This window comes from Fenollaria sp. C0166D3, from assembly GCF_056590255.1.
The window spans coordinates 191,206-210,614 of record NZ_JBWPVU010000001.1; the positions used below are offsets into that span (position 1 = coordinate 191,206).

Consider the following 19,409-nt stretch of genomic DNA (forward strand, 5'->3'; position numbering starts at 1 on the left):
TTTCACCCCTTCTAATTTAATGCATTTGCACCTGAGACTATCTCAGTAATTTCTTGTGTAATTTGAGCTTGTCTTGCTCTGTTGAATCTAAGAGACAAACTCTCAAGCATATCGTTAGCATTATCAGTAGCATTCTTCATAGAATTTCTTCTTGATGCTTGCTCTGAAGCTGCTGACTCAATCATTGCTCCAAATATAGTTATTGATATATAATCCTTAACTAATCTGTTTAATACTTCTTCAGCAGATGGTTCATACTCAATAAGTCTGTTCTCCATATTGCCTTCCTTTTCTATAGATTCGGCTGGTAATAGCTTAACCATACTAGGCACTAAACTTAGTACAGTCGAGAAATGAGTATAAACTAATAGAACTTCATCAATTTCTTTTTTTCTGTATAAATCATAACAGATGCTACCTATCTTAGCAGCATTATTATATGAAGGTTCTTCTGAAATATATGAAAATTCTTCTACTATGCCATCGTATCTTCTTTTAAAGTACTCTCTTGCTTCAACACCGACAAGTATAAACTTTGTTCCTACTTTGTCATCGATATATGATTCAGCTTTTCTTATAACGTTAATATTATAACCACCAGCTAAACCTCTATCAGATGTTAAAACAATTATGAGTCTATTTTTAACTTCTCTTCTTTCAAGTAAATCATACTTAACACCCTTAGTGTTTGCTAGTATTTCTCTTATACTTGATTCAACAGTGTTATAATATGGCCTTGTAAGTTCAAGTTGTTTTCTTGATTTACGAAGTTTAGAAGTAGATACTAATTCCATAGCTCTAGTAATTTGCTTTATATTAGATACACTTTTTATTCTTCTTTTAATTTCTTTACTTTGTTCAGCCATAATAAACCTCTAGTTAAAAGTCTTTTTAAATTCTTCTATCTTTAGTTTTAGCTCTTCTTTTATTTCATCAGTTAATTCTTTTTTCTCTAAAATCTTCTTAGCAGTTTCGCTAGAAGTATTTTCCATGTACTCTAGAAAATCATTTTCAAAAGCCTTAACTCTGTCTACAGGAATATCATCAAGATATCTGTTAGTAACAGCAAATAAAATCATAACCTCTTCTTCGACTTTTAAAGGTTTATATTGTGCTTGTTTAAGTATTTCCATGATTCTTTGACCATGATTTAGCTTGTCAGCAGTGTCCTTGTCAAGCTCAGAACCGAATTGAGCAAATGCCAATAATTCTCTGTATTGAGCAAGTTCTAGTTTAATACCACTTGAAACTTTCTTCATAGCCTTGATTTGTGCAGCTCCACCAACACGAGATACCGAAAGACCTGCGTTTACTGCTGGTCTTTGTCCTGAGAAGAACAATTGTCCTTCAAGGAAGATTTGTCCGTCAGTGATTGATATAACGTTAGTTGGTATATAAGCTGAAATGTCTCCAGCTTGTGTTTCTATGATAGGAAGAGCTGTTATTGATCCTCCGCCTAATTTATCAGATAGCTTTGCTGATCTTTCAAGTAGTCTTGAGTGTAGATAGAAAACGTCACCTGGGTACGCTTCACGTCCTGGTGGTCTTCTAAGTAGTAGAGACATTGAACGATAAGCAACCGCGTGCTTTGATAAGTCATCGTAGATGATAAGTACGTCTTTACCTGCATACATGAACTCTTCAGCCATAGCAGTTCCTGCATATGGAGCAATGTATTGTAGTGGTGCTAATTCACTTGCTGATGAACTTACTACTATAGTGTAGTCCATCGCACCATGTTCTTCTAGTACATTAACTAATTGAGCTACAGTTGAGTTCTTTTGGCCAATAGCAACATATATACATATTACATCTTGATCCTTTTGATTTATTATTGTATCTATGGCGATGGCAGTCTTACCTGTTTGTCTATCGCCTATAATTAACTCTCTTTGTCCTCTACCTATAGGGATGATGGAGTCAATAGTTTTGATACCAGTTTGTAACGGTTCAGATACAGACTTTCTGTCAATGATACCTGGCGCATTAGCTTCGATAGGTCTATACTTTTTGCTTTCAATTTTGCCTTTTCCATCGATAGCTTGTCCTAGTGAATTAACTACTCTGCCAATAAGCGCTTCGCCTACTGGAACTTCAACGATTCTACCAGTTCTTTTAACTGGGTCTCCTTCTTTTAAGTTCTTGTCACTACCTAAAAGTACACAACCAATATTATCTTGTTCAAGGTTTAGTGCCATAGCGTAAACGCCACCAGGTAGTTCAAGTAATTCACCAGCCATAGCATTATCAAGTCCGTAAACTCTAGCTATACCGTCTCCAACTTCAATAATAGATCCAACTTCAACCGTATCTAATTTTTTGTCATAATTTTTTATTAATTCTTTTATAACTGAGCTAATTTCTTCTGGTTTTAACCCCATTTAGATACTCACCTCACTATTATTTATTAATTCTTTTCTTAATTCGTTCAATTGACCTTTTAGTGTTGAGTCGATAAGCTTGTCACCGATCTTAACAATTGAGCCACCTATTATAGTATCATCTAAAACATTCTTTAGTTTTACATGAGACTTTAAAGATGCAGTCAATTTTTCTTCATATTTTTTTATTTCTTCATCACTTAAACTGTTTTTAGTAATTATAGTTCCATTCAAAATATTGTTGTCTATGTCGTATAAATTGTTAAATTCATCGATTATAGATGATATCATGTCAAATCTTTTAGCATCAATTAAAACATATAAAAAATTCATAGTTAAAGTAGATAGATTCTTTTCATAAATATCTTTTACAATATCTTTTTTATCATTATTTGAAAACAATGGATGCTTAAATACTTCCATCAGTCTAGGGTTTGAATCAATACTTTCCTTTACTAAGTTTAGCTCTTCATAAACTAATTTAAGACAATCATCTTCTTTAGATGCTTCGAACATAGATTTTGCATATAAAGTAGTAGCTAATTCTTCCATTGTCCACTACCTACTTCTTCTATAGACTTTTCTATGATCTCTTTGTCTTTCTTCGTGCTAATATTTTCACCAATTAGTTTTTCAGCAGCTAAGATGGCAATATTAACCATATCGCCTTTCATTTCGTCCATTGCCATTGACTTTTTATTAGCAAGTTCTTTATCAGCTTTTTCCATAATTTTTCTAGACTCTTCTTTAGCATCATTAACAGACTTATTAACGATATCATCAGCTCTCTTCTTAGCTTGATCAACTATATCGTTTGCTTCCTTTTTAGCTTCTTTTAGTTTAAGCTCATAGTCTCTTAATGCTACTTGAGATTTTAAATTATTTTTCTCGCTATCTTCAATGTTCTTCATTACATAGTCTTGTCTTTTCTTTAGTAAATCTTTTATAGGATAGTATAAAAATTTACGCAAAATAAAATACAATACGAGAGTGGCTGTAAGCTGAACAAGCATATTGACTAAATTAAAGTCAACGCTTACATTTAAGCCTTCCATACTAAACTATACTAAAGGTTTAACTAAGATAAGAATTAGGGCAATAACTAGTGAATAAATACCTGTTGTTTCGGCAACAGCTTGTCCTAAAATCATTGTTTGAATGATATCACCTTTAGCTTCTGGTTGTCTACCTACTGCTTCAGCTCCTTTACTAGCTGCAATACCTTGACCAATACCAGGACCTAAACCTGCTATCATTGCTATACCAGCTCCTAAAGCTGACATACCTAAAATAAAATCGTGACCTGAAATTCCTTGCATTTAAAATTTCTCCTTTCAAATTTAATTTTCTTCTTGTCCCATACCCATTGCAATGTAAATCATTGTTATCATTGCGAATATGAAAGTTTGCAGTACACCTGAGAATACATCGAAGTAGATGTGAAACCATGGTGCTACTATTGGTGTAAGTAAATTACTTACGTAACCTAGCGCAGCATATACAAGTGCCATGATTAATGAACCACTGACTATATTACCAAATAAACGGAATGATAATGATACTGGAAGCGCAATATCACCTATAATGTTTATTGGGAATAGTATAAAGATTGGTTCAAAATAACCTTTTATGGAATCTTTTAAGCCATTAACTTTTATCTTGTTATAATGAATCAAAACAAAAGTAATTAGCGCTAATGTGAGTGTAACATTAAGATCTGATGTTGGCGGTTTAAAGCCAAATAGTCCCATCAGATTCGCTGTCAATAAAAACATCATCAAGCTAAGAATGTAAGGTGCAAAGCCTTCTCTGTTCTTGCCCATAGTTTGTTCGATTAGTGAATCAATTGATGTAACTAAGGTTTCCAGAACACTAACAAGGCCACTTGGTCTAGCTTTGTAATCTGTCTTTTTAATTTTGCCATAGCAAATAAAGATAAAAATTATTAATGCTAAGACAACTATCACAGAGTTGATAACGCTTGGTGTTAGTGAATATACATTCTTACCTATCTGAAAGCTTATCGACAATTCCATCTTATTACCCCCTTTTCATATATTCAAATCTACTGATTTGTGAAATTATTTACCTATGCCAAAAACTTCAACTATAAGAATTGAAAATTTGATCATAGTAAAGCCTATTGCTGTCGTATAAAAATCGAAATTAGGATTCTTATATGCCGCATAGAGTATTATACCATATAATAAGAGTCTTAGATAATAATTATTTATAGTGAACCTCTTACTAGCTTTAGCATCTTTCTCCACTGCCTTGATTGCATTTCTGTACATAAGCCTGAAGAATAGCACACTTATGAGTGTTCCTAAGTACAAACCTAAGAGTAAATCCTTCCTGAAACCGAAAAAAATTACAATAATAAGGCTTGAAACTATAGCTAAAATTATAGCGACTCTTATATATTTAAATGTAAAATCTTTATCTTTTTTCATCTTTATCTTCTTTTTGATCTTTATTATTTTTTTTGTTTTACATAGTATTTGATACTTCTATAGAAATTATAAAAACCTGCTAACACTCCTATGACTATGAAAATTATAGAAAAAGTACCATCTGTCTTAAATAATTTGTCAAGTCCATAGCCAACAAGGTATGAAATAACAATGCTTGATACTATGTCTATGCCGATTTGACCAACTAAGGCTAAAGGTTTTAGTTTTTCTATCATATTATCTCCTTATTCATATGCTTTTAAAGCGCCAACCATATCTGTAGTCTTTAACTTTTTATGAACTATAATCATAACCATGAAGATAAATACATATGTTAAAGCTGCGGAAATCACATAGTTATACCACATAATGTGCGATACTAGTTGAATGTTCATAGGCGTAATATATTCAAGAATTAAATTATTTAATCCAATACCGCCTAAGAAGCCCAAAAGTATTCCCAGTGTTGATAAAAGTATCGTTTCTCTATATACATAGCTTGTTAGTTCGCGCGGATAAAAACCAAGAACTTTTAGTGTAGCTATCTCTCTAATTCTTTCAGATATATTAACACTGTTTAAATTATATAATACTACAAAGGCTAAAGTCGCTGATACAAAGAGGATTAGTATGATTACATAGGTCAAGTTTGATAACCAGTCTTTAGCTATGTTTATAGTTTTGAATACATTAAACACATACATTACACTGTCAATTTTTGAAATTTCTTTAGTAAAATTGTCTTTGACTTTAACGTCATTACTGTTTAATTTAATTATATCAGAATTATAATCATAATCTTTCTTGAATACTTCTTCATAATAAGTCTTTGAAATATAGGCGTAATGTCCTAAGTAGTTTTCATTTATAGCCTTTACTTTCATCTTGTAGTAATTATTATATGAGTCTCTTAGTTCTATCTCATCGCCCACGTTTTTACCTAAAGAGTCTAATAGTTTTTTATTAACAATAACTCCATCGTCTGGGATTGTCATTTCACCATTGTTATTTAAGTGAACATAGTTAGAAAACTTTTCGTTATCATCAACAGCCATAAGTATAACGTTTTGATCTGGTATATCAACGGTATCTGCTATTAAATTCTCTGTTCTTATAGACATTTTGTCTTTAATTTCTTCATTATTATTTACAAAATCGTCATATTCTTTCAATTTATTCTTCGAAAAGTCTTTATCATAATTAACAATTACGTCATAATCAAATATTTTTCCATATTGTCTATCAATTACTTGTGCAACTGATCCTTTTAATGCAAAACCGAAGAATAAAAGGCTCATGCAGCCCGCAACTCCTAGCAAGGTCATAAACATTCTTGACTTATATCTAAATGTATTTCTAAATGTTACTTTGTATAGGAAGCTTAATTTCTTCCATATAAATGGTATTTTCTCTAAGAATATCTTTGATCCTGCCTTCGGTGCCCTTGGTCTCATAAGTTCGCTAGAGTTATGTTTTAAATGCTTTGATAAAACTATACTTACTGGAACCACAATTGAAAAGTACGAGATAAATGCACTGATTAATGGGAAAGTCACATTAAAATATGCTATTGGCTTTTTAAGTGTAAATGATGCTGAATATGTCTTAAATACCATATTTGTTAATATACTTTGACCTAGTGCTATACCTATAACTACGCCTAATGTTGTCGCTACAAAGCCATAGAATAAATACTTCTTATATATATCAAAGTTATTGTAACCAAGCGCTTTGAAGGTACCAATTTGAGTTCTTCTTTCTTCTGCCATACGCATAAGTGCAGTTAGTGCAACAATTGAAGCGATTAAGAAGAAAAATGCTGGAAAGACTAAGGCTAGTATATCCATTCTATATCCTGAGTCGTAGAACAATTGTAGACCTTCGATATTTTCTCTATCTAAGATATTAAATGTTGGTCTCTTCATATTCTTAAGAACTCTTTTGGCTTCATCTAAATCGCTCTTGGCATCTTTTATCTTTTTATCTGCCTTTATCTTTTCTGAATCATATTTTTCGATTCCGTCATCATATTCTTTTTGTCCATCAGAAATTTTCTTCTTAGCATCATTAAGTTCTCTAAGTCCAGAAGCCTTCTTGTCCTCAAACTCTTTAAGACCGGTGTTATACATTTCTAAGCCGTCGTTATACTTATCAAAGCCTTCGTTAAGCTTAATCGAGCCTTCATCGTATTTAGCTTTGTTTTCTATATAAGTTATTTCAAGCTTATCAATATTTTCTTTTAATTCATCTAATTGTGCTTTTGCCTTATCTAGCTCTTCTTTGCCTTTTTTGAACTCTTCAGCTTTATCTGCTGGTATACTTGCTTCAGGTATCCCCGCCATAGCTTCTACAGCTTTGTCAAATTCTTCCTTTTTAGCAGTATACTCAGTCATAGAGCTTTCATAAGTATCTTTTAGTTCATCTAATTTTGTTTTTAATTCATCTATTTGAACCTTAGCGTCATCTAGATTGCTTTTATTTTCATCTAGTGTAATTTTGCTATCATCTAATTCTTTTTTACTATCACTAAGCTTTTTCTCAGCTTCACTAATTGAGTCATTGTATTTCTTTAGTCCGTCTTTATAAGATTTATTAGCGTCATCCAATTTTTGCTTTGCATCATCAAGCTCTTCTTTAGCATCACTAAGCTTTTTCTCAGCATCAGCTATCTTATCGTCAGCATCGTCAATTTCTTCTCTAATATCAGCTTTTATGCTTTCAAATCTCTCTATAGATCTCTCATTAAAAGCGGATATTAACTCTCTTCTGTTTTCTCCGACTATATTTTTATATTCTTTATCTGTAGTCTTTAATCCATCTGTACCTTTAAGAATAATTCTTGCTTTGCTCTCATCGGTATCATTAAAAGCATCTTTTAGCACGTAGGCAAAAGAGTCATAGTCACCTAAGCCCTTCTTGCTAGTGCCTTTCATTACCGTAGACATATTCTCAGGAGAAATAACTTTACCAACTACTTTGAATTTGTAATTCTTAAGTATCTTTTTGTTCTCAAACTCAAATTTGGATTTTTTACTATCAAATTCTATAGTATCTCCAATATTAAACGAATGTTTTATAGGATAGGCATCGACAAGTATCTCATCGTTCTTCTCTGGCAATCTGCCCTCAACAAGTTTAGGCATAGAAATTTTCTCAGGAAGTGACTCAAGATTAATTATTGCTTCGCTTCCTTTTTCAAGAACGTCCTCGCTATAGACATATTCTATATCTTTAATATCTACTACAGAATTAATTATTTCTTTATCTTTTTCTTCTAATGAAAATTGTGAGTTTAGATAAATATCCGCTAAATTTGACTCATCTATAAAAGTATCTGCCGTTTTTCTCATAAGAGGACCCACTGACTTTAGGCCAGTGTAGACAAATACTCCTAACGTGATTAAAAGAACTATAGAAATGAATCTGCCTGGAGAATTTTTAATTTCTCTAAATATATCTTTCCATAAAGCAGTTTTTTTCATAAAATCACTACCATTCTATCTCATCTATAGATTGAATATTATCATTAACAAAGACGTTTCTAACCTTTGAGTCGTTAATCTCTATAACTCTGTTAGCTATTGGGGTGATGGCTTTATTATGAGTAATAATAACTACCGTATTACCGTCCTCCAAGCTCCTTCTTTGCAATAGCTTAAGTATCTTCTTACCTGTATGATAATCCAATGCTCCTGTTGGTTCGTCACATAACAATAGTTTTGGATTTTTTGCTATGGCTCTCGCTATAGCAACTCTTTGTTGCTCGCCACCAGAAATTTGTGATGGGAAGTTATTTGCTCTGTCTTCAAGACCTACATCTATTAGAACTTGCATTGGATCAATTGCGTCCTTAACTATTTGGCTAGCTAGTTCAACATTTTCAAGGCAAGTTAAGTTTTGAACTAAGTTATAGAATTGAAATACAAAGCCTATATCGTATCTTCTGTAAGTGGTAAGTTCTTTTTCATTGTATTTTTGTATGTCTTTACCGTCGATAATTATCTCACCTTCGTCGGCTGTATCCATACCTCCAATTATATTTAATAGAGTTGATTTACCAGCTCCTGATGGACCAACTATGACAACCAATTCACCTTTATTAAATGAAAAATTGATATCGTTATTAGCTACTATAGTGCTGTCACCCATTTGATATCTTTTATACATATGTTTTACTTCTACAAACATTTTCTCACCACTACCTTAAATAATTACTTTGAAAGCGCCTCGTCAATAGCCTTAGCAGCTCTTTTACCCGCTCCCATGGCTTCGATAACTGTTGCACTTCCAGTTACTACGTCTCCACCAGCATATATATAGTCACGTGAAGTTTTTTCTTCTTCATTAACAATTATGCCGCCCTTTTCATTAAATTTGATTCCAGTACTTGTTTCTTTTATAAGTGGATTTGGTCTTGTGCCTAGTGCCATGATTACAACGTCAGCTTCTATCTCAAATTCTGAGCCTTCAATCATAACTGGTCTTTGTCTACCAGATGCATCAGCTTCTCCAAGCTCCATCTTTACGCATTTTACTTTATTAACATCGCCGTTTTCATCAGCTAAAATCTCTACTGGATTTGACAAGAACATAAAATTGATGCCTTCTTCTTTTGCATTTTCAATCTCTTCTCTACGAGCAGGCATGTCCTTGTCTTCTCTTCTGTAAACAACTGTTACATTCGATCCAAAACGTCTTGCTGTTCTAGCAGCGTCCATTGCAACGTTTCCTGCACCAACAACAACAGTATTTACACCTACTCTTATAGGTGTAGCAGTATCTTCTAGATATGCTTTCATTAAGTTTGTTCTTGTTAAATATTCATTTGCTGAGAAGACACCGTTGTAATTTTCGCCAGGAATGTTCATAAATACAGGAAGTCCAGCTCCTGTGCCAATAAATACAGCGTCGTATTCATCCATAAGCTCATCAACTGTAACAGTTCTTCCTACTATTGTATTTAGCTTAATCTTAACGCCTAAGGACTTTATGTTTTCAATTTCTTTCTTTACAACTTCATCCTTTGGTAGTCTAAACTCAGGTATTCCGTATGTTAAAACGCCACCCGCTTCATGAAGCGATTCAAGCATAGTAACATCGTAGCCAAGCTTTGCTAAATCCGCTGAGCAAGTGATTCCAGAAGGTCCACTTCCTACAACAGCTACCTTTTTACCATTATTTTCAGCGTTTTTAGTAAGTCTTATGCCGTGCTTTAATGCGTAGTCGCCTGCATATCTCTCTAATTTACCTATAGCAATAGCTTCGCCTTTCTTGCCTAATACACAAGTCATTTCGCATTGATCTTCTTGTGGACAAACTCTACCGCAAACTGCTGGTAATGTAGTGTAGTTGAATAAATCTTCAGCAGCTTCCTTTGGCTTATTATCAGCAAGTTTTTGAATAAATGATGGTATGTTGATATTTACAGGACACATCTTTACACATTGAGGATTTTTACATTGAAGACATCTTTTTGCTTCTAAAATGCATTCTTCTTCCGTGTATCCATAACAAACTTCATCAAAATTATTGATTCTTTCCTTAGGATCTTGATATTTTATTTCAGTTCTTTTAAATCTATCCATTATCTCAATCCTCCTATTAAGTTACAGAAGTGTTTACCTTCTTTTTCTATCTTAGAATATTGTCTTGACCTTCTTAAGGCTTCGTTCCAGTCAATTAAGTGACCATCAAATTCAGGTCCATCAACACAAGCAAAAACAGTTTTTCCGTCAACAGTTAATCTACATGCACCGCACATACCGCTACCATCTACCATGATGGTGTTCATTGAAACTATGGTCTTTATATTGTGTTCCTTAGTCTTTAAACAAGCAAACTTCATCATTATCATAGGTCCAACTACTATCGCGTAAGTATATTTTTTGCCTTTATTTGAAATTAAATCTTCCAAACAATCAGTTATAAGTCCGCTAAAACCATATGAGCCGTCATCTGTTGCTACATAAACGTTCTTAGCAACTTTTTTCATCTCATCTTCAAGTATAATTAACTCCTTGTTTCTTGCAGCTATTATAACGTCAACATCAACACCATGATCGTGCATCCACTTAACTTGTGGATAAACAGCTGCAGTTCCTAAACCACCTGCTAGGAATATAATTGATTCTTTTTTTAATTCTTCTAATGGAATGTTTATAAAATCACTTGGCCTGCCAAGTGGACCAGAAACATCCTTTAAAGTGTCGCCTACATTAAGCTCACCAAGCTTTTGTGTAGTCGAGCCAATTTTTTGAACAGCTATCATAACTGTTCCTTCTTCAGGATTGCTATCACATATTGTAAGAGGTAGCCTTTCTGACTTTTCATCGATTATAATAATTAAAAATTGTCCAGGTTCTGCTTTTCTAGCAATGTCTGGAGCTTTTATGTACATAAGAAATGTATTTAAAGCAATATCTTTTTTCTCTGTAATTTCGTACACTTTAAAAACCTCCTAAAAAATAAATAAAATTACTCAAATATATCTATATAATATCATAAAACAATTAAATTTTCAATATTTATAAGCAAATAGGCCCATGTTTATGAGCCTAATTATCTTATTAATTTACTTCTTATTTTTACTTCTTAAAAATCTATTCTTATTGAAGTTTAAGAATAGGATAAATATCAAGATCAATACTTCAACAGCCATCAGCACTTGTACGAAGAGCTTATTTTGTTCAAATGTTCCGCCAAAGACTCTAAAGTACGTTAATAGTAGTGGTATCATAAGTATTAGAGCTAATATAAGCTTGTTCTCCATCTGTCTTTTGTAATAATAAAGATTGTCATCTTCGCCTAATATCTCCTCTATGCTCTCTCCTACTTTTGGCTTCATAAGTACATATATGTGTGTTGCAAATAAACTTGCCTTGTAGCTAATGTCTTGCGAGTTACTATCAAATGTAGCCGCCATAAACGAGAACAAAGAAATTTGAGAAGCGCTTATAGGATATTGAAAAATCTCAATATCCTTTTTTCTAGCATAGGTTAAAAACGACTTAACGTCCTTTTCCGGTCCCTTGAAGTAATATACCTTGTACTCATATTTAGATTCAGTTTTATCAAAATAAAAGTATGAGCCTCTTAAATTGTTCAGCTTATAATTTTCTTCACCTACTTTATTTAGCCATTTCTCCAAAGAATAAATAGGATCTAAAAACTTTTTATATTTCTTCACTAAATAACACCCTTTTGATTATTATTATCTATCGCCATTTCAAGTACTATAAAGGCAAAGCCAAAGACTATGGCTGGTATTACCCAAGCAAAACCTTCTGATCCTAGTGGGATTCTATCTAAAAAGCTTCTTATATTTTTAAAATCGCCAATATTAGCAATAGTATCTAACAAGCTTGCCATAAATGCTCCAAGTGTAGCTCCTTTATATATAGCTTTGTATTTTATTTTATGGTCAAATATATTTAGTAAAATGATTACAATAGCAACTGGATATAAAACTGAAAGTATTGGTCCTGAGAATGTTATGATTGAGTCAACACCGTTTGTTGCGATTATTCCGCTAAATAAACAAGTGAATATAACTATAGACTTGTATGTTAATTTGCCATGTGTAAGATCTGAGAAGAACTCTCCAGCTGTTGCTGTAAGGCCTATAGATGTTGTTAAGCAAGCTAAAGCTACTGTTAAAGCTAAAGCTGCTGTTCCATATTGACCCATAATCTTATTTACCATGAAAATTAAGTTAGCTACTCTATTTGGGTTTTCTGGATCAATAGTTAAATAACCACTGCCAGTTCCGCCGATGTAAACTAGTCCGCCATAAACAAAAGCTAAACAAAAGGCTGCTATGATACCAGATATAACTGTCATTCTAAACATGTCTTTTTGGCTAGTATATCCTCTCTTTTTGACACTATTAATTACAATAGTCGCCATAATTATTGAGCCTATGGCATCCATAGTTTGATAACCTTCTTTAAAGCCTTTAACAAAATTTTGTGTACTTCCTGTATTTTTTGGTACACCTATTGGCTTAACAATTGAAGAAATAATTATTGTAAATAGAATAACTAATAGTATTGGTGTAAGTATCGAACCTATCTTGTCAACAACTTTTGATTGATTTAATGTAAAAAATAATGTCAATCCAAAAAAGATTATAGATACTAGTATTGGGCTAACATTACCAAATAGTGGTTGAACTGCTATCTCATATGTAGTGGCGCATGTCCTAGGTATCGCTAGTAAAGGTCCTATGCATATCATGATTAATGAGCCAAATAAAATTGAGAAAGTATTATTTACTTTGCCCGCAACATCTTCAAGTCTTCCTCCTGCCTTCGCCGATGCTACAACTCCAAGTATTGGTAGTCCTATACCTGTCATCATAAAGCCAATCATTGCTTTGAACCATTGGTCTCCTGCTATGGCTCCTAATGTTGGCGGAAAAATTAAGTTCCCTGCACCTAAGAACATCGCAAATAGTGCAAAGCCTACTACCATTGTGTCGATGATTTGTTTTCTTTTCACTTCCATCCCTCCATTACCATAGACATTATACTATATCTCCGAGCTAAAGTAAATATATTTTTAAGATTTTGTAACGTTTTAAAGTATTATTATCAGCGCTGTTAGGTGCATTTAAATAGCAGTGATAAAGCAGCGATGATAATAAGATTAAATTTCTATTTTAATATATACTTCTCTTATGGAGTTCAAACAAAAAATAACTCACAGCCTAAGCCATGAGTTATTCTATACCTTATTTAATTGATTTTACATCATTGGCATTCCACCAGGCATGCCACCTGCCATAGGTGCATCGTCCTTAGGAATGTCTGCTACTGCTGCTTCAGTAGTTAGTATCATTGATGCTACTGATGCTGCATTTTGAAGTGCTGATCTAGTTACCTTAGTTGGGTCAACTATACCTGACTTAATCATGTCAACGTATTTGTTGTTAAGTGCGTCAAAACCAATGCCAGGTTTTTCGTTCATAACATTTTCAACAACAACTGATCCTTCTAAACCAGCATTTTCAGCGATTTGTCTTACTGGTTCTTGTAGTGCTCTTAAGATTATCTTAACGCCTGTCTTTTCGTCTCCTTCAAAGTCATCTACTATAGCTTCTAGCGCCTTGATTGAGTCTGCAAGTACAGTTCCACCTCCTGGTACTATACCTTCTTCAACTGCTGCTCTTGTAGCCGATAGAGCGTCTTCTATTCTTAATTTTCTTTCCTTTAATTCAATTTCACTAGCTGCACCAACTTGAACAACTGCTACGCCGCCAGTTAATTTAGCTAATCTTTCTTGAAGTTTTTCTCTGTCAAAGTCTGAGTCTGATGCTTCGTATTGAGTCTTGATTTGTTTTACTCTTGCTTCTATTTCATCTTTTTCGCCTGCTCCGTTAACGATAACTGTAGTTTCTTTGTCAACTTTAACTTTTTGAGCAGTTCCTAGCATATCTATAGTAGCTTCTTTTAAGTCATATCCAAGTTCTTCAGATATAACCTTAGCGCCTGTTAATATTGCTATGTCTTGTAACATTTCTTTTCTTCTGTCACCAAAGCCTGGTGCCTTAACTGCAACGCAGTTGAATGTGCCTCTAAGTTTGTTAACAACAAGTGTTGCCATAGCATCGCCTTCTATATCTTCAGCGATTATTAATAATGGTTTTGATTGTTTAACAATTTCTTCTAGTACAGGAAGAATCTCTTGTATATTTGTTATCTTCTTATCAGTTATTAAGATGTAAGGATTGTCAAGTTCAGCTACCATCTTGTCTGTATCTGTTACCATATAGCTTGAAACGTATCCTCTATCAAATTGCATACCTTCAACTACTTCTAAAGTAGTGCCCATAGATTTTGATTCTTCAACAGTAATAACTCCGTCATTACCAACTCTATCCATAGCATCTGCAATTAGTTTACCTATTTCTTTATCTCCAGCTGATATTGAAGCAACTTGAGCTATAGCATCAGATGATTCAACTTTCTTTGAATATGATTTAATGCTTTCAACAGTTTTGTCAACTGCTTTTCTAATACCACTTTGTAGAATCATTGGATTTGCACCAGCTGCAATATTCTTTAGACCTTCTCTAATTATTGCTTGTGCAAGAAGTGTTGCTGTTGTTGTACCGTCACCAGCGATGTCATTTGTCTTAGTAGCAACTTCTTTTAATAATTGTGCTCCCATGTTTTCAAATTTATCTTCTAGTTCTATTTCCTTAGCGATAGTAACACCGTCATTAGTGATTAGTGGTGAGCCAAATGATTTGTCAAGGACAACATTTCTTCCTTTTGGTCCTAATGTTACTTTTACAGTATTAGCAAGAATGTTAATACCTTCTTCCATTTTATGTCTTGCATCTGCATTGAATTTAATTTCTTTTGCCATATAATTACCTCCTAGTCTTCAACTACTGCAACGATGTCAGCGAATTTTAACACAGTGTATTCAACGCCGTCAATCTTTGCGCTTGTTCCTGCATATGTTGAGAATATAACCTTATCTCCTACTTTTACTTCTTTTGCCTTCTTTTCATCATTAGCGATGTCAGATCCTATTGCTATAACTTCAGCCATAACAGGAGCTTCCTTTGAAGCACTTGGTAGTACTATGCCTGATTTAGTTTTTTCTTCTGCTTCTAATTTCTTAATAACTATCCTATCGGATAATGGTCTTAATTTCATAATCTATTCCTCCTTATAATATTGTTTATATTTTTCTTGTTAGCACTCGTCTCTATTGAGTGCTAACAATTATATTGTAGTAAATATACCTCAAATATACAAGATAATATAATCGCATTTATTCATATTTATCATTATTATTTATTTATTATCTTGCTTTTCCTCTTCTTTTTTCATCTTTTTATAATTTTCTCTCATATAATAGAAAAGATATTGCTGTGCATAGCCCGATAAATCGCCAAATCTTCTCATGCCATCCTCTTGTATAAGCTTCTTATTTCGCTCTTCTCCACCGTAGTATAGCTCTTCCATAACTCTCTTAACCCATACATCGACTGGGAATGAATCGGTTCTACCCAGACCAAAGAGTAATATGCATTGAAAGACTTTCTCGCCTATACCCGGCACTTCTAATAAAGTTTTTCTAATATCGTCTACGCTTTTTTCTTTAAGCTCTTCAAAATTTATTATACCCTCTTGAACCATTTTTGAAGCAATAACTATCCTTTCAGATCTAAAGCCAGCTCTTGCATACTCCTTTATGTCCTCAGGCTTTGCATTAGACAGAGCAAGTGGACTTGGAAAAGCATAGTACTCGTCTTCATCAAATGGATTATTTAGCTTCTTTCCGTACATTTGTGACAGTTTCTTAATTGTATTCTTAATGTTCTTGATTTGATTATTGGCACTTATAATAAAGGAAATATATGTCTCAAATGGATCCTGTTTAAGTATCCTCATTCCGCCGCCAAAGTCAATAGCTTTTCTAATAACTTCATCATTAGCAGATAGCGTATTCTTAATTGCATCATAGTCTGTATTTAAGTCAAAATAGTTTAAGATATCCTTTTCATCTCTAAAGTCCCCTATTATTTCTATAGCATCATCTGTGGCATGTGCCTCCAAGACCATGTCCCTAAATATAAATCTATATGCCTCTTCATCTAGCTTTTTCCATCTGAATGCTTGACCGCACTCAAATATATGAGAAGGGACAAAGCTAGTCTGTCCCCTTAATATTATCTTATTCATTACTCTTTGTCTTTTTGTCCTCTTTTAATGCTTTAAACGCTTGTTTAAGCGTCATTCTGTTTCCGTATTGCAGTGTACCTAATCTATAGATATCGCATGCAAGTTTATATATGAAGTATGCTGATGCTACTAATATAGCAAAGGATGCAGCTATCTCTATGATAGAAATATTTACCATGCCTGCCCTAATAAACATTACAAATGGTGATGTTAGTGGGAAGTATGATAAAAACGCCACAAAACTTGATTCTGATCCAGATGTTAACGCAAATATAGCTCCAAAATATGCAAGTACAATTAATATTGTAGCTGATGATATTGATTGACTTACTTCTTCTATCTTATTAACTAGTGCTCCAAGTGTTGCAAATATGAACAGATATAAGAAGAAACCTGCTATCATAAACAAGATGAATGTTATAACTAATTGTATAGGTGCACTTGTGATGCTAAATATGTCTGACCAATACTCTTTATTGAATAAGTATCCTACAGCAAATCCAATAAACAAGAATGATACTTGAATAACCGCACTTATTACAGTCGCTAATACTTTACTTAGTATCAAGTATTTAGGTTTAGTTGATGTTATAAGCAGCTCCATAGTCCTGTCATTCTTTTCCTTAGCTACTGATGTTGCAGTTATTTGGCCATATGTTAGTATAATCATATATAGTAAAAATAACAAGAAATATATTATAAAATAATTTTGCTTTGAGTCCTTTCCTAGCACTACTTCATTTATTTGGTATTGATTTTCTTCTAAGGCTTTGATTTTAGAATAATCCACGCCTTCTGCTTCAATCAGTTTTTTATATCTGTATTCATTTAAGACTCTGTCTAAGCCATCACCCATATCAGTAAGTTTAGAGTTTAATACAAATTTTTGAACTGAATCTGAATCAATTATTGCTCCTCTATCAAGTTCTTTACTTAGTACATCATCTTTAAGTTTTTCTTCATCAGTATATAAATGAACTTCATAATTAGATAAAAATGATTTTAATTCGCTTTCATCAATACTATCATCATTTATAATTACACCTAGCTTTTGTGTTTTGTTAAATTCATCCGTGATAGACTTAAATAAATTTCCTTGTATAAGTCTTGGAACAAAAGCCCCTAATAAGGCTAGAACGAAAAAGACTACTGAAGTTATCTTATACGACTTAGTCTTTATAAGCTGCTTAAACTCAAATGATGTTATTAATCCAACTTTATTCTTCATCTTTATCACCTACCGCTTCTATGAATATCTCTTCTAGACTTGGTTCATACTTTGCTATGGCTCTAAAATTGTCCTTGCTTATAGCAAACTTAGCTAGTTCATCAGCTTTATCACTCGTTCTAACGATGATATCATTATCTTTTATACTTACATTATCTTGTCCAGCTAAATCAAATATATCTTGTAAATAGTTAACAGCATCATTATAAAAGCTTAGTCTTAATCTTCCCTCGCCCATATTTTTCTTAATTTCTTTAAGATTGCCAGTTAAAACATTGCTGCCGTCTTTAATAAGAGCAATATTGTCACAGAAATTTTCAACGTGGCTCATTTGATGAGATGAGAATATAAGCAAAGTGCCACTTGAAACAGCTTCTTTGATTAAATCAATAAGTATTTGAGAGTTAACTGGGTCTAGACCTGAGAATGGCTCATCAAGAATAATAATATCAGGCTTATTAATAAATGTCTGAATGATTTGTATCTTTTGTTGATTACCCTTTGACAAAGTATCAAGATTTTTAGCCTTGTATTCACTTAGCTTAACCTTTTCAAGTAGCTCAAGCGCATTGTCATGGCTTTCCTTTTTTGTAAGTCCTTTTATTCTACCAAAGTAAATTAACTGATCAAGTATGGCACTCTTAGCGTACATACCCCTTTCTTCAGGCAAATATCCTAGCTTAATCTCTTTTCTATCGATTGGCGCGCCGTCAATCAGTATCTTGCCGCTGTCTGCCTTAAAAACGTCCATAAGTATCCTTATGGTAGTCGTTTTACCAGCACCATTCCTTCCTAAAAAAGCAGTTGAACTACCAGAACTAGTCTCTAAATTAATTCCGTGTAAAACTTCTTTTCCAGCGAAGGATTTTTTAATGTCGATTAATTCTAACTTCATTATTTACTCTCCTTTCTAGGTCTTCCCCTCTTCTTAGACTCTCTATATCTTCCTAATTCCTTATCATAAACAGTGTCCTTTGCTCTATTGACATAGTCGTCACTTGTAAAAGTGCCATCATTTTTACATTTAAGTAAATAGTTTAGCGTAAATAAGCTCTCTGATAGTGGCACGTTCTCAACTATGATGTCCTTGTCTAAATCAAGCACAGTTGGTGCAAAGTTCCAAACCGCCTTTATGCCAATCTTTTCATAAGTCCTAGCAACATCTCTCGCGCTATTACTAGTAACAGCTATGACACCTATATCAATGCTATTGTTCTTGGCAAAGTCCTCAAGCTCAGAAATATTTCTAACCTTGATGCCATTAAAGCTAAGACCTATCATATTGGGATTGCTATCGAATAGCCCAATGAATTTAAAGCCGCTCGATTCAAACTCACGCGACTGTATTATCGCTTGGCCGATATTGCCAACGCCAGTCAAAATTAAATTCTTTTTATAATCAAGACCAAGAACGCCTTTGAGGTCCATGTATATGGCCTCAACATTATATCCATAACCTTGTCTACCCTCAGCGCCAAAAGTGTTTAGATCGGCCCTGATCTGAGAGGCAGTAAACTTAGTGTAAGACGATAGCTCACTCGAAGAGACCCTATGTACGCCCCTTGCGTATAGGTCTTCAAAAATCACATAGTATATAGGTAATCTTTTAATTGCGTTTATTGTAATATCACGAGCCATATGTCCACAC

At 33.4% G+C, this 19,409-nt stretch carries 20 protein-coding genes; all 20 read right to left on the bottom strand.

Annotated features, from left to right (window positions below; translation table 11 throughout):
- Positions 1-11: 11 nt before the first annotated feature.
- The 20 genes from atpG to AC1EJ0_RS00955 all read right to left on the bottom strand — a co-directional run bounded on the left by atpG (position 12) and on the right by AC1EJ0_RS00955 (position 19,399).
- Entirely contained in the window at positions 12-866 is an 855-nt protein-coding gene (gene atpG / locus AC1EJ0_RS00860) for an ATP synthase F1 subunit gamma (RefSeq protein ID WP_320605157.1), read from the bottom strand.
- Between the two features lie 9 nt (positions 867-875).
- Positions 876-2,381 carry a F0F1 ATP synthase subunit alpha gene (gene atpA / locus AC1EJ0_RS00865; RefSeq protein WP_058260395.1) on the bottom strand — a complete coding sequence of 502 codons (1,506 nt, stop codon included), beginning with the start codon at positions 2,379-2,381 and terminating at the stop codon, positions 876-878.
- Positions 2,382-2,933: an ATP synthase F1 subunit delta gene (gene atpH / locus AC1EJ0_RS00870; RefSeq protein ID WP_480022795.1), complete on the bottom strand. Its 552-nt coding sequence runs from the start codon at positions 2,931-2,933 to the stop codon at positions 2,382-2,384. It lies immediately after the preceding gene.
- The gene (gene atpF, locus AC1EJ0_RS00875) at positions 2,921-3,436 is read right to left on the bottom strand and encodes a F0F1 ATP synthase subunit B (RefSeq protein ID WP_058260397.1); all 516 of its coding nucleotides are present in this window, start codon (positions 3,434-3,436) and stop codon (positions 2,921-2,923) included. The genes atpH and atpF overlap by 13 nt, the downstream gene beginning before the upstream one ends.
- Before the next feature lie 6 nt (positions 3,437-3,442).
- Positions 3,443-3,700, bottom strand: coding sequence for an ATP synthase F0 subunit C (atpE, locus tag AC1EJ0_RS00880; RefSeq protein ID WP_019213523.1), 258 nt, complete (start codon positions 3,698-3,700; stop codon positions 3,443-3,445).
- Positions 3,701-3,721: 21 nt separating this feature from the next.
- A complete protein-coding gene (atpB, locus tag AC1EJ0_RS00885; protein WP_480022794.1) occupies positions 3,722-4,417 on the bottom strand; it encodes a F0F1 ATP synthase subunit A in 696 nt (231 codons plus the stop codon).
- 45 nt (positions 4,418-4,462) lie between these two features.
- The gene (locus tag AC1EJ0_RS00890) at positions 4,463-4,834 is read right to left on the bottom strand and encodes an ATP synthase subunit I (RefSeq protein WP_480022793.1); all 372 of its coding nucleotides are present in this window, start codon (positions 4,832-4,834) and stop codon (positions 4,463-4,465) included.
- A 23-nt stretch (positions 4,835-4,857) separates the two neighbouring features.
- The gene (locus AC1EJ0_RS00895; protein WP_480022792.1) at positions 4,858-5,070 is read right to left on the bottom strand and encodes an AtpZ/AtpI family protein; all 213 of its coding nucleotides are present in this window, start codon (positions 5,068-5,070) and stop codon (positions 4,858-4,860) included.
- Between the two features lie 9 nt (positions 5,071-5,079).
- A complete protein-coding gene (locus AC1EJ0_RS00900) occupies positions 5,080-8,316 on the bottom strand; it encodes an FtsX-like permease family protein (protein WP_480022791.1) in 3,237 nt (1,078 codons plus the stop codon).
- 7 nt (positions 8,317-8,323) lie between these two features.
- Positions 8,324-9,022, bottom strand: coding sequence for an ABC transporter ATP-binding protein (locus tag AC1EJ0_RS00905; protein ID WP_480022790.1), 699 nt, complete (start codon positions 9,020-9,022; stop codon positions 8,324-8,326).
- Positions 9,023-9,045: 23 nt separating this feature from the next.
- Positions 9,046-10,419 (bottom strand): NADPH-dependent glutamate synthase, encoded by a 1,374-nt coding sequence (gltA, locus tag AC1EJ0_RS00910; RefSeq protein ID WP_480022789.1) that lies wholly within the window; start codon positions 10,417-10,419, stop codon positions 9,046-9,048.
- Complete coding sequence (locus tag AC1EJ0_RS00915) at positions 10,419-11,279, bottom strand: sulfide/dihydroorotate dehydrogenase-like FAD/NAD-binding protein (RefSeq protein WP_058260403.1); 861 nt, start codon at positions 11,277-11,279, stop codon at positions 10,419-10,421. Before AC1EJ0_RS00915 ends, gltA begins: the two co-directional genes overlap by 1 nt.
- Before the next feature lie 126 nt (positions 11,280-11,405).
- A complete protein-coding gene (locus tag AC1EJ0_RS00920) occupies positions 11,406-12,020 on the bottom strand; it encodes a hypothetical protein (protein WP_480022788.1) in 615 nt (204 codons plus the stop codon).
- A complete protein-coding gene (gene brnQ / locus AC1EJ0_RS00925; protein ID WP_480022787.1) occupies positions 12,020-13,333 on the bottom strand; it encodes a branched-chain amino acid transport system II carrier protein in 1,314 nt (437 codons plus the stop codon). Before brnQ ends, AC1EJ0_RS00920 begins: the two co-directional genes overlap by 1 nt.
- Positions 13,334-13,579: 246 nt before the next feature.
- On the bottom strand, positions 13,580-15,205 hold the full coding sequence (gene groL / locus AC1EJ0_RS00930) for a chaperonin GroEL (RefSeq protein WP_294985446.1): 1,626 nt from the start codon (positions 15,203-15,205) through the stop codon (positions 13,580-13,582).
- Between the two features lie 11 nt (positions 15,206-15,216).
- The gene (locus AC1EJ0_RS00935; protein ID WP_294985448.1) at positions 15,217-15,501 is read right to left on the bottom strand and encodes a co-chaperone GroES; all 285 of its coding nucleotides are present in this window, start codon (positions 15,499-15,501) and stop codon (positions 15,217-15,219) included.
- Between the two features lie 141 nt (positions 15,502-15,642).
- A complete protein-coding gene (locus tag AC1EJ0_RS00940; protein ID WP_480022786.1) occupies positions 15,643-16,533 on the bottom strand; it encodes a DNA-3-methyladenine glycosylase family protein in 891 nt (296 codons plus the stop codon).
- Positions 16,526-17,761, bottom strand: coding sequence for an ABC transporter permease (locus AC1EJ0_RS00945; protein ID WP_480022785.1), 1,236 nt, complete (start codon positions 17,759-17,761; stop codon positions 16,526-16,528). Before AC1EJ0_RS00945 ends, AC1EJ0_RS00940 begins: the two co-directional genes overlap by 8 nt.
- Positions 17,751-18,656 carry an ABC transporter ATP-binding protein gene (locus AC1EJ0_RS00950; RefSeq protein WP_480022784.1) on the bottom strand — a complete coding sequence of 302 codons (906 nt, stop codon included), beginning with the start codon at positions 18,654-18,656 and terminating at the stop codon, positions 17,751-17,753. Before AC1EJ0_RS00950 ends, AC1EJ0_RS00945 begins: the two co-directional genes overlap by 11 nt.
- Positions 18,656-19,399: a redox-sensing transcriptional repressor Rex gene (locus AC1EJ0_RS00955; protein WP_480022783.1), complete on the bottom strand. Its 744-nt coding sequence runs from the start codon at positions 19,397-19,399 to the stop codon at positions 18,656-18,658. The genes AC1EJ0_RS00950 and AC1EJ0_RS00955 overlap by 1 nt, the downstream gene beginning before the upstream one ends.
- Positions 19,400-19,409: the final 10 nt, after the last annotated feature.

Bases quoted from the DNA above. Each gene is read 5' to 3' on its own strand.
- atpG (WP_320605157.1), bottom strand. From the start codon at position 866: ATGGCTGAACAAAGTAAAGAAATTAAAAGAAGAATAAAAAGTGTATCT.
- atpA (WP_058260395.1), bottom strand. From the start codon at position 2,381: ATGGGGTTAAAACCAGAAGAAATTAGCTCAGTTATAAAAGAATTAATA.
- atpH (WP_480022795.1), bottom strand. From the start codon at position 2,933: ATGGAAGAATTAGCTACTACTTTATATGCAAAATCTATGTTCGAAGCA.
- atpF (WP_058260397.1), bottom strand. From the start codon at position 3,436: ATGGAAGGCTTAAATGTAAGCGTTGACTTTAATTTAGTCAATATGCTT.
- atpE (WP_019213523.1), bottom strand. From the start codon at position 3,700: ATGCAAGGAATTTCAGGTCACGATTTTATTTTAGGTATGTCAGCTTTA.
- atpB (WP_480022794.1), bottom strand. From the start codon at position 4,417: ATGGAATTGTCGATAAGCTTTCAGATAGGTAAGAATGTATATTCACTA.
- AC1EJ0_RS00890 (WP_480022793.1), bottom strand. From the start codon at position 4,834: ATGAAAAAAGATAAAGATTTTACATTTAAATATATAAGAGTCGCTATA.
- AC1EJ0_RS00895 (WP_480022792.1), bottom strand. From the start codon at position 5,070: ATGATAGAAAAACTAAAACCTTTAGCCTTAGTTGGTCAAATCGGCATA.
- AC1EJ0_RS00900 (WP_480022791.1), bottom strand. From the start codon at position 8,316: ATGAAAAAAACTGCTTTATGGAAAGATATATTTAGAGAAATTAAAAAT.
- AC1EJ0_RS00905 (WP_480022790.1), bottom strand. From the start codon at position 9,022: ATGTTTGTAGAAGTAAAACATATGTATAAAAGATATCAAATGGGTGAC.
- gltA (WP_480022789.1), bottom strand. From the start codon at position 10,419: ATGGATAGATTTAAAAGAACTGAAATAAAATATCAAGATCCTAAGGAA.
- groL (WP_294985446.1), bottom strand. From the start codon at position 15,205: ATGGCAAAAGAAATTAAATTCAATGCAGATGCAAGACATAAAATGGAA.
- AC1EJ0_RS00935 (WP_294985448.1), bottom strand. From the start codon at position 15,501: ATGAAATTAAGACCATTATCCGATAGGATAGTTATTAAGAAATTAGAA.
- AC1EJ0_RS00940 (WP_480022786.1), bottom strand. From the start codon at position 16,533: ATGAATAAGATAATATTAAGGGGACAGACTAGCTTTGTCCCTTCTCAT.
- AC1EJ0_RS00945 (WP_480022785.1), bottom strand. From the start codon at position 17,761: ATGAAGAATAAAGTTGGATTAATAACATCATTTGAGTTTAAGCAGCTT.
- AC1EJ0_RS00950 (WP_480022784.1), bottom strand. From the start codon at position 18,656: ATGAAGTTAGAATTAATCGACATTAAAAAATCCTTCGCTGGAAAAGAA.
- AC1EJ0_RS00955 (WP_480022783.1), bottom strand. From the start codon at position 19,399: ATGGCTCGTGATATTACAATAAACGCAATTAAAAGATTACCTATATAC.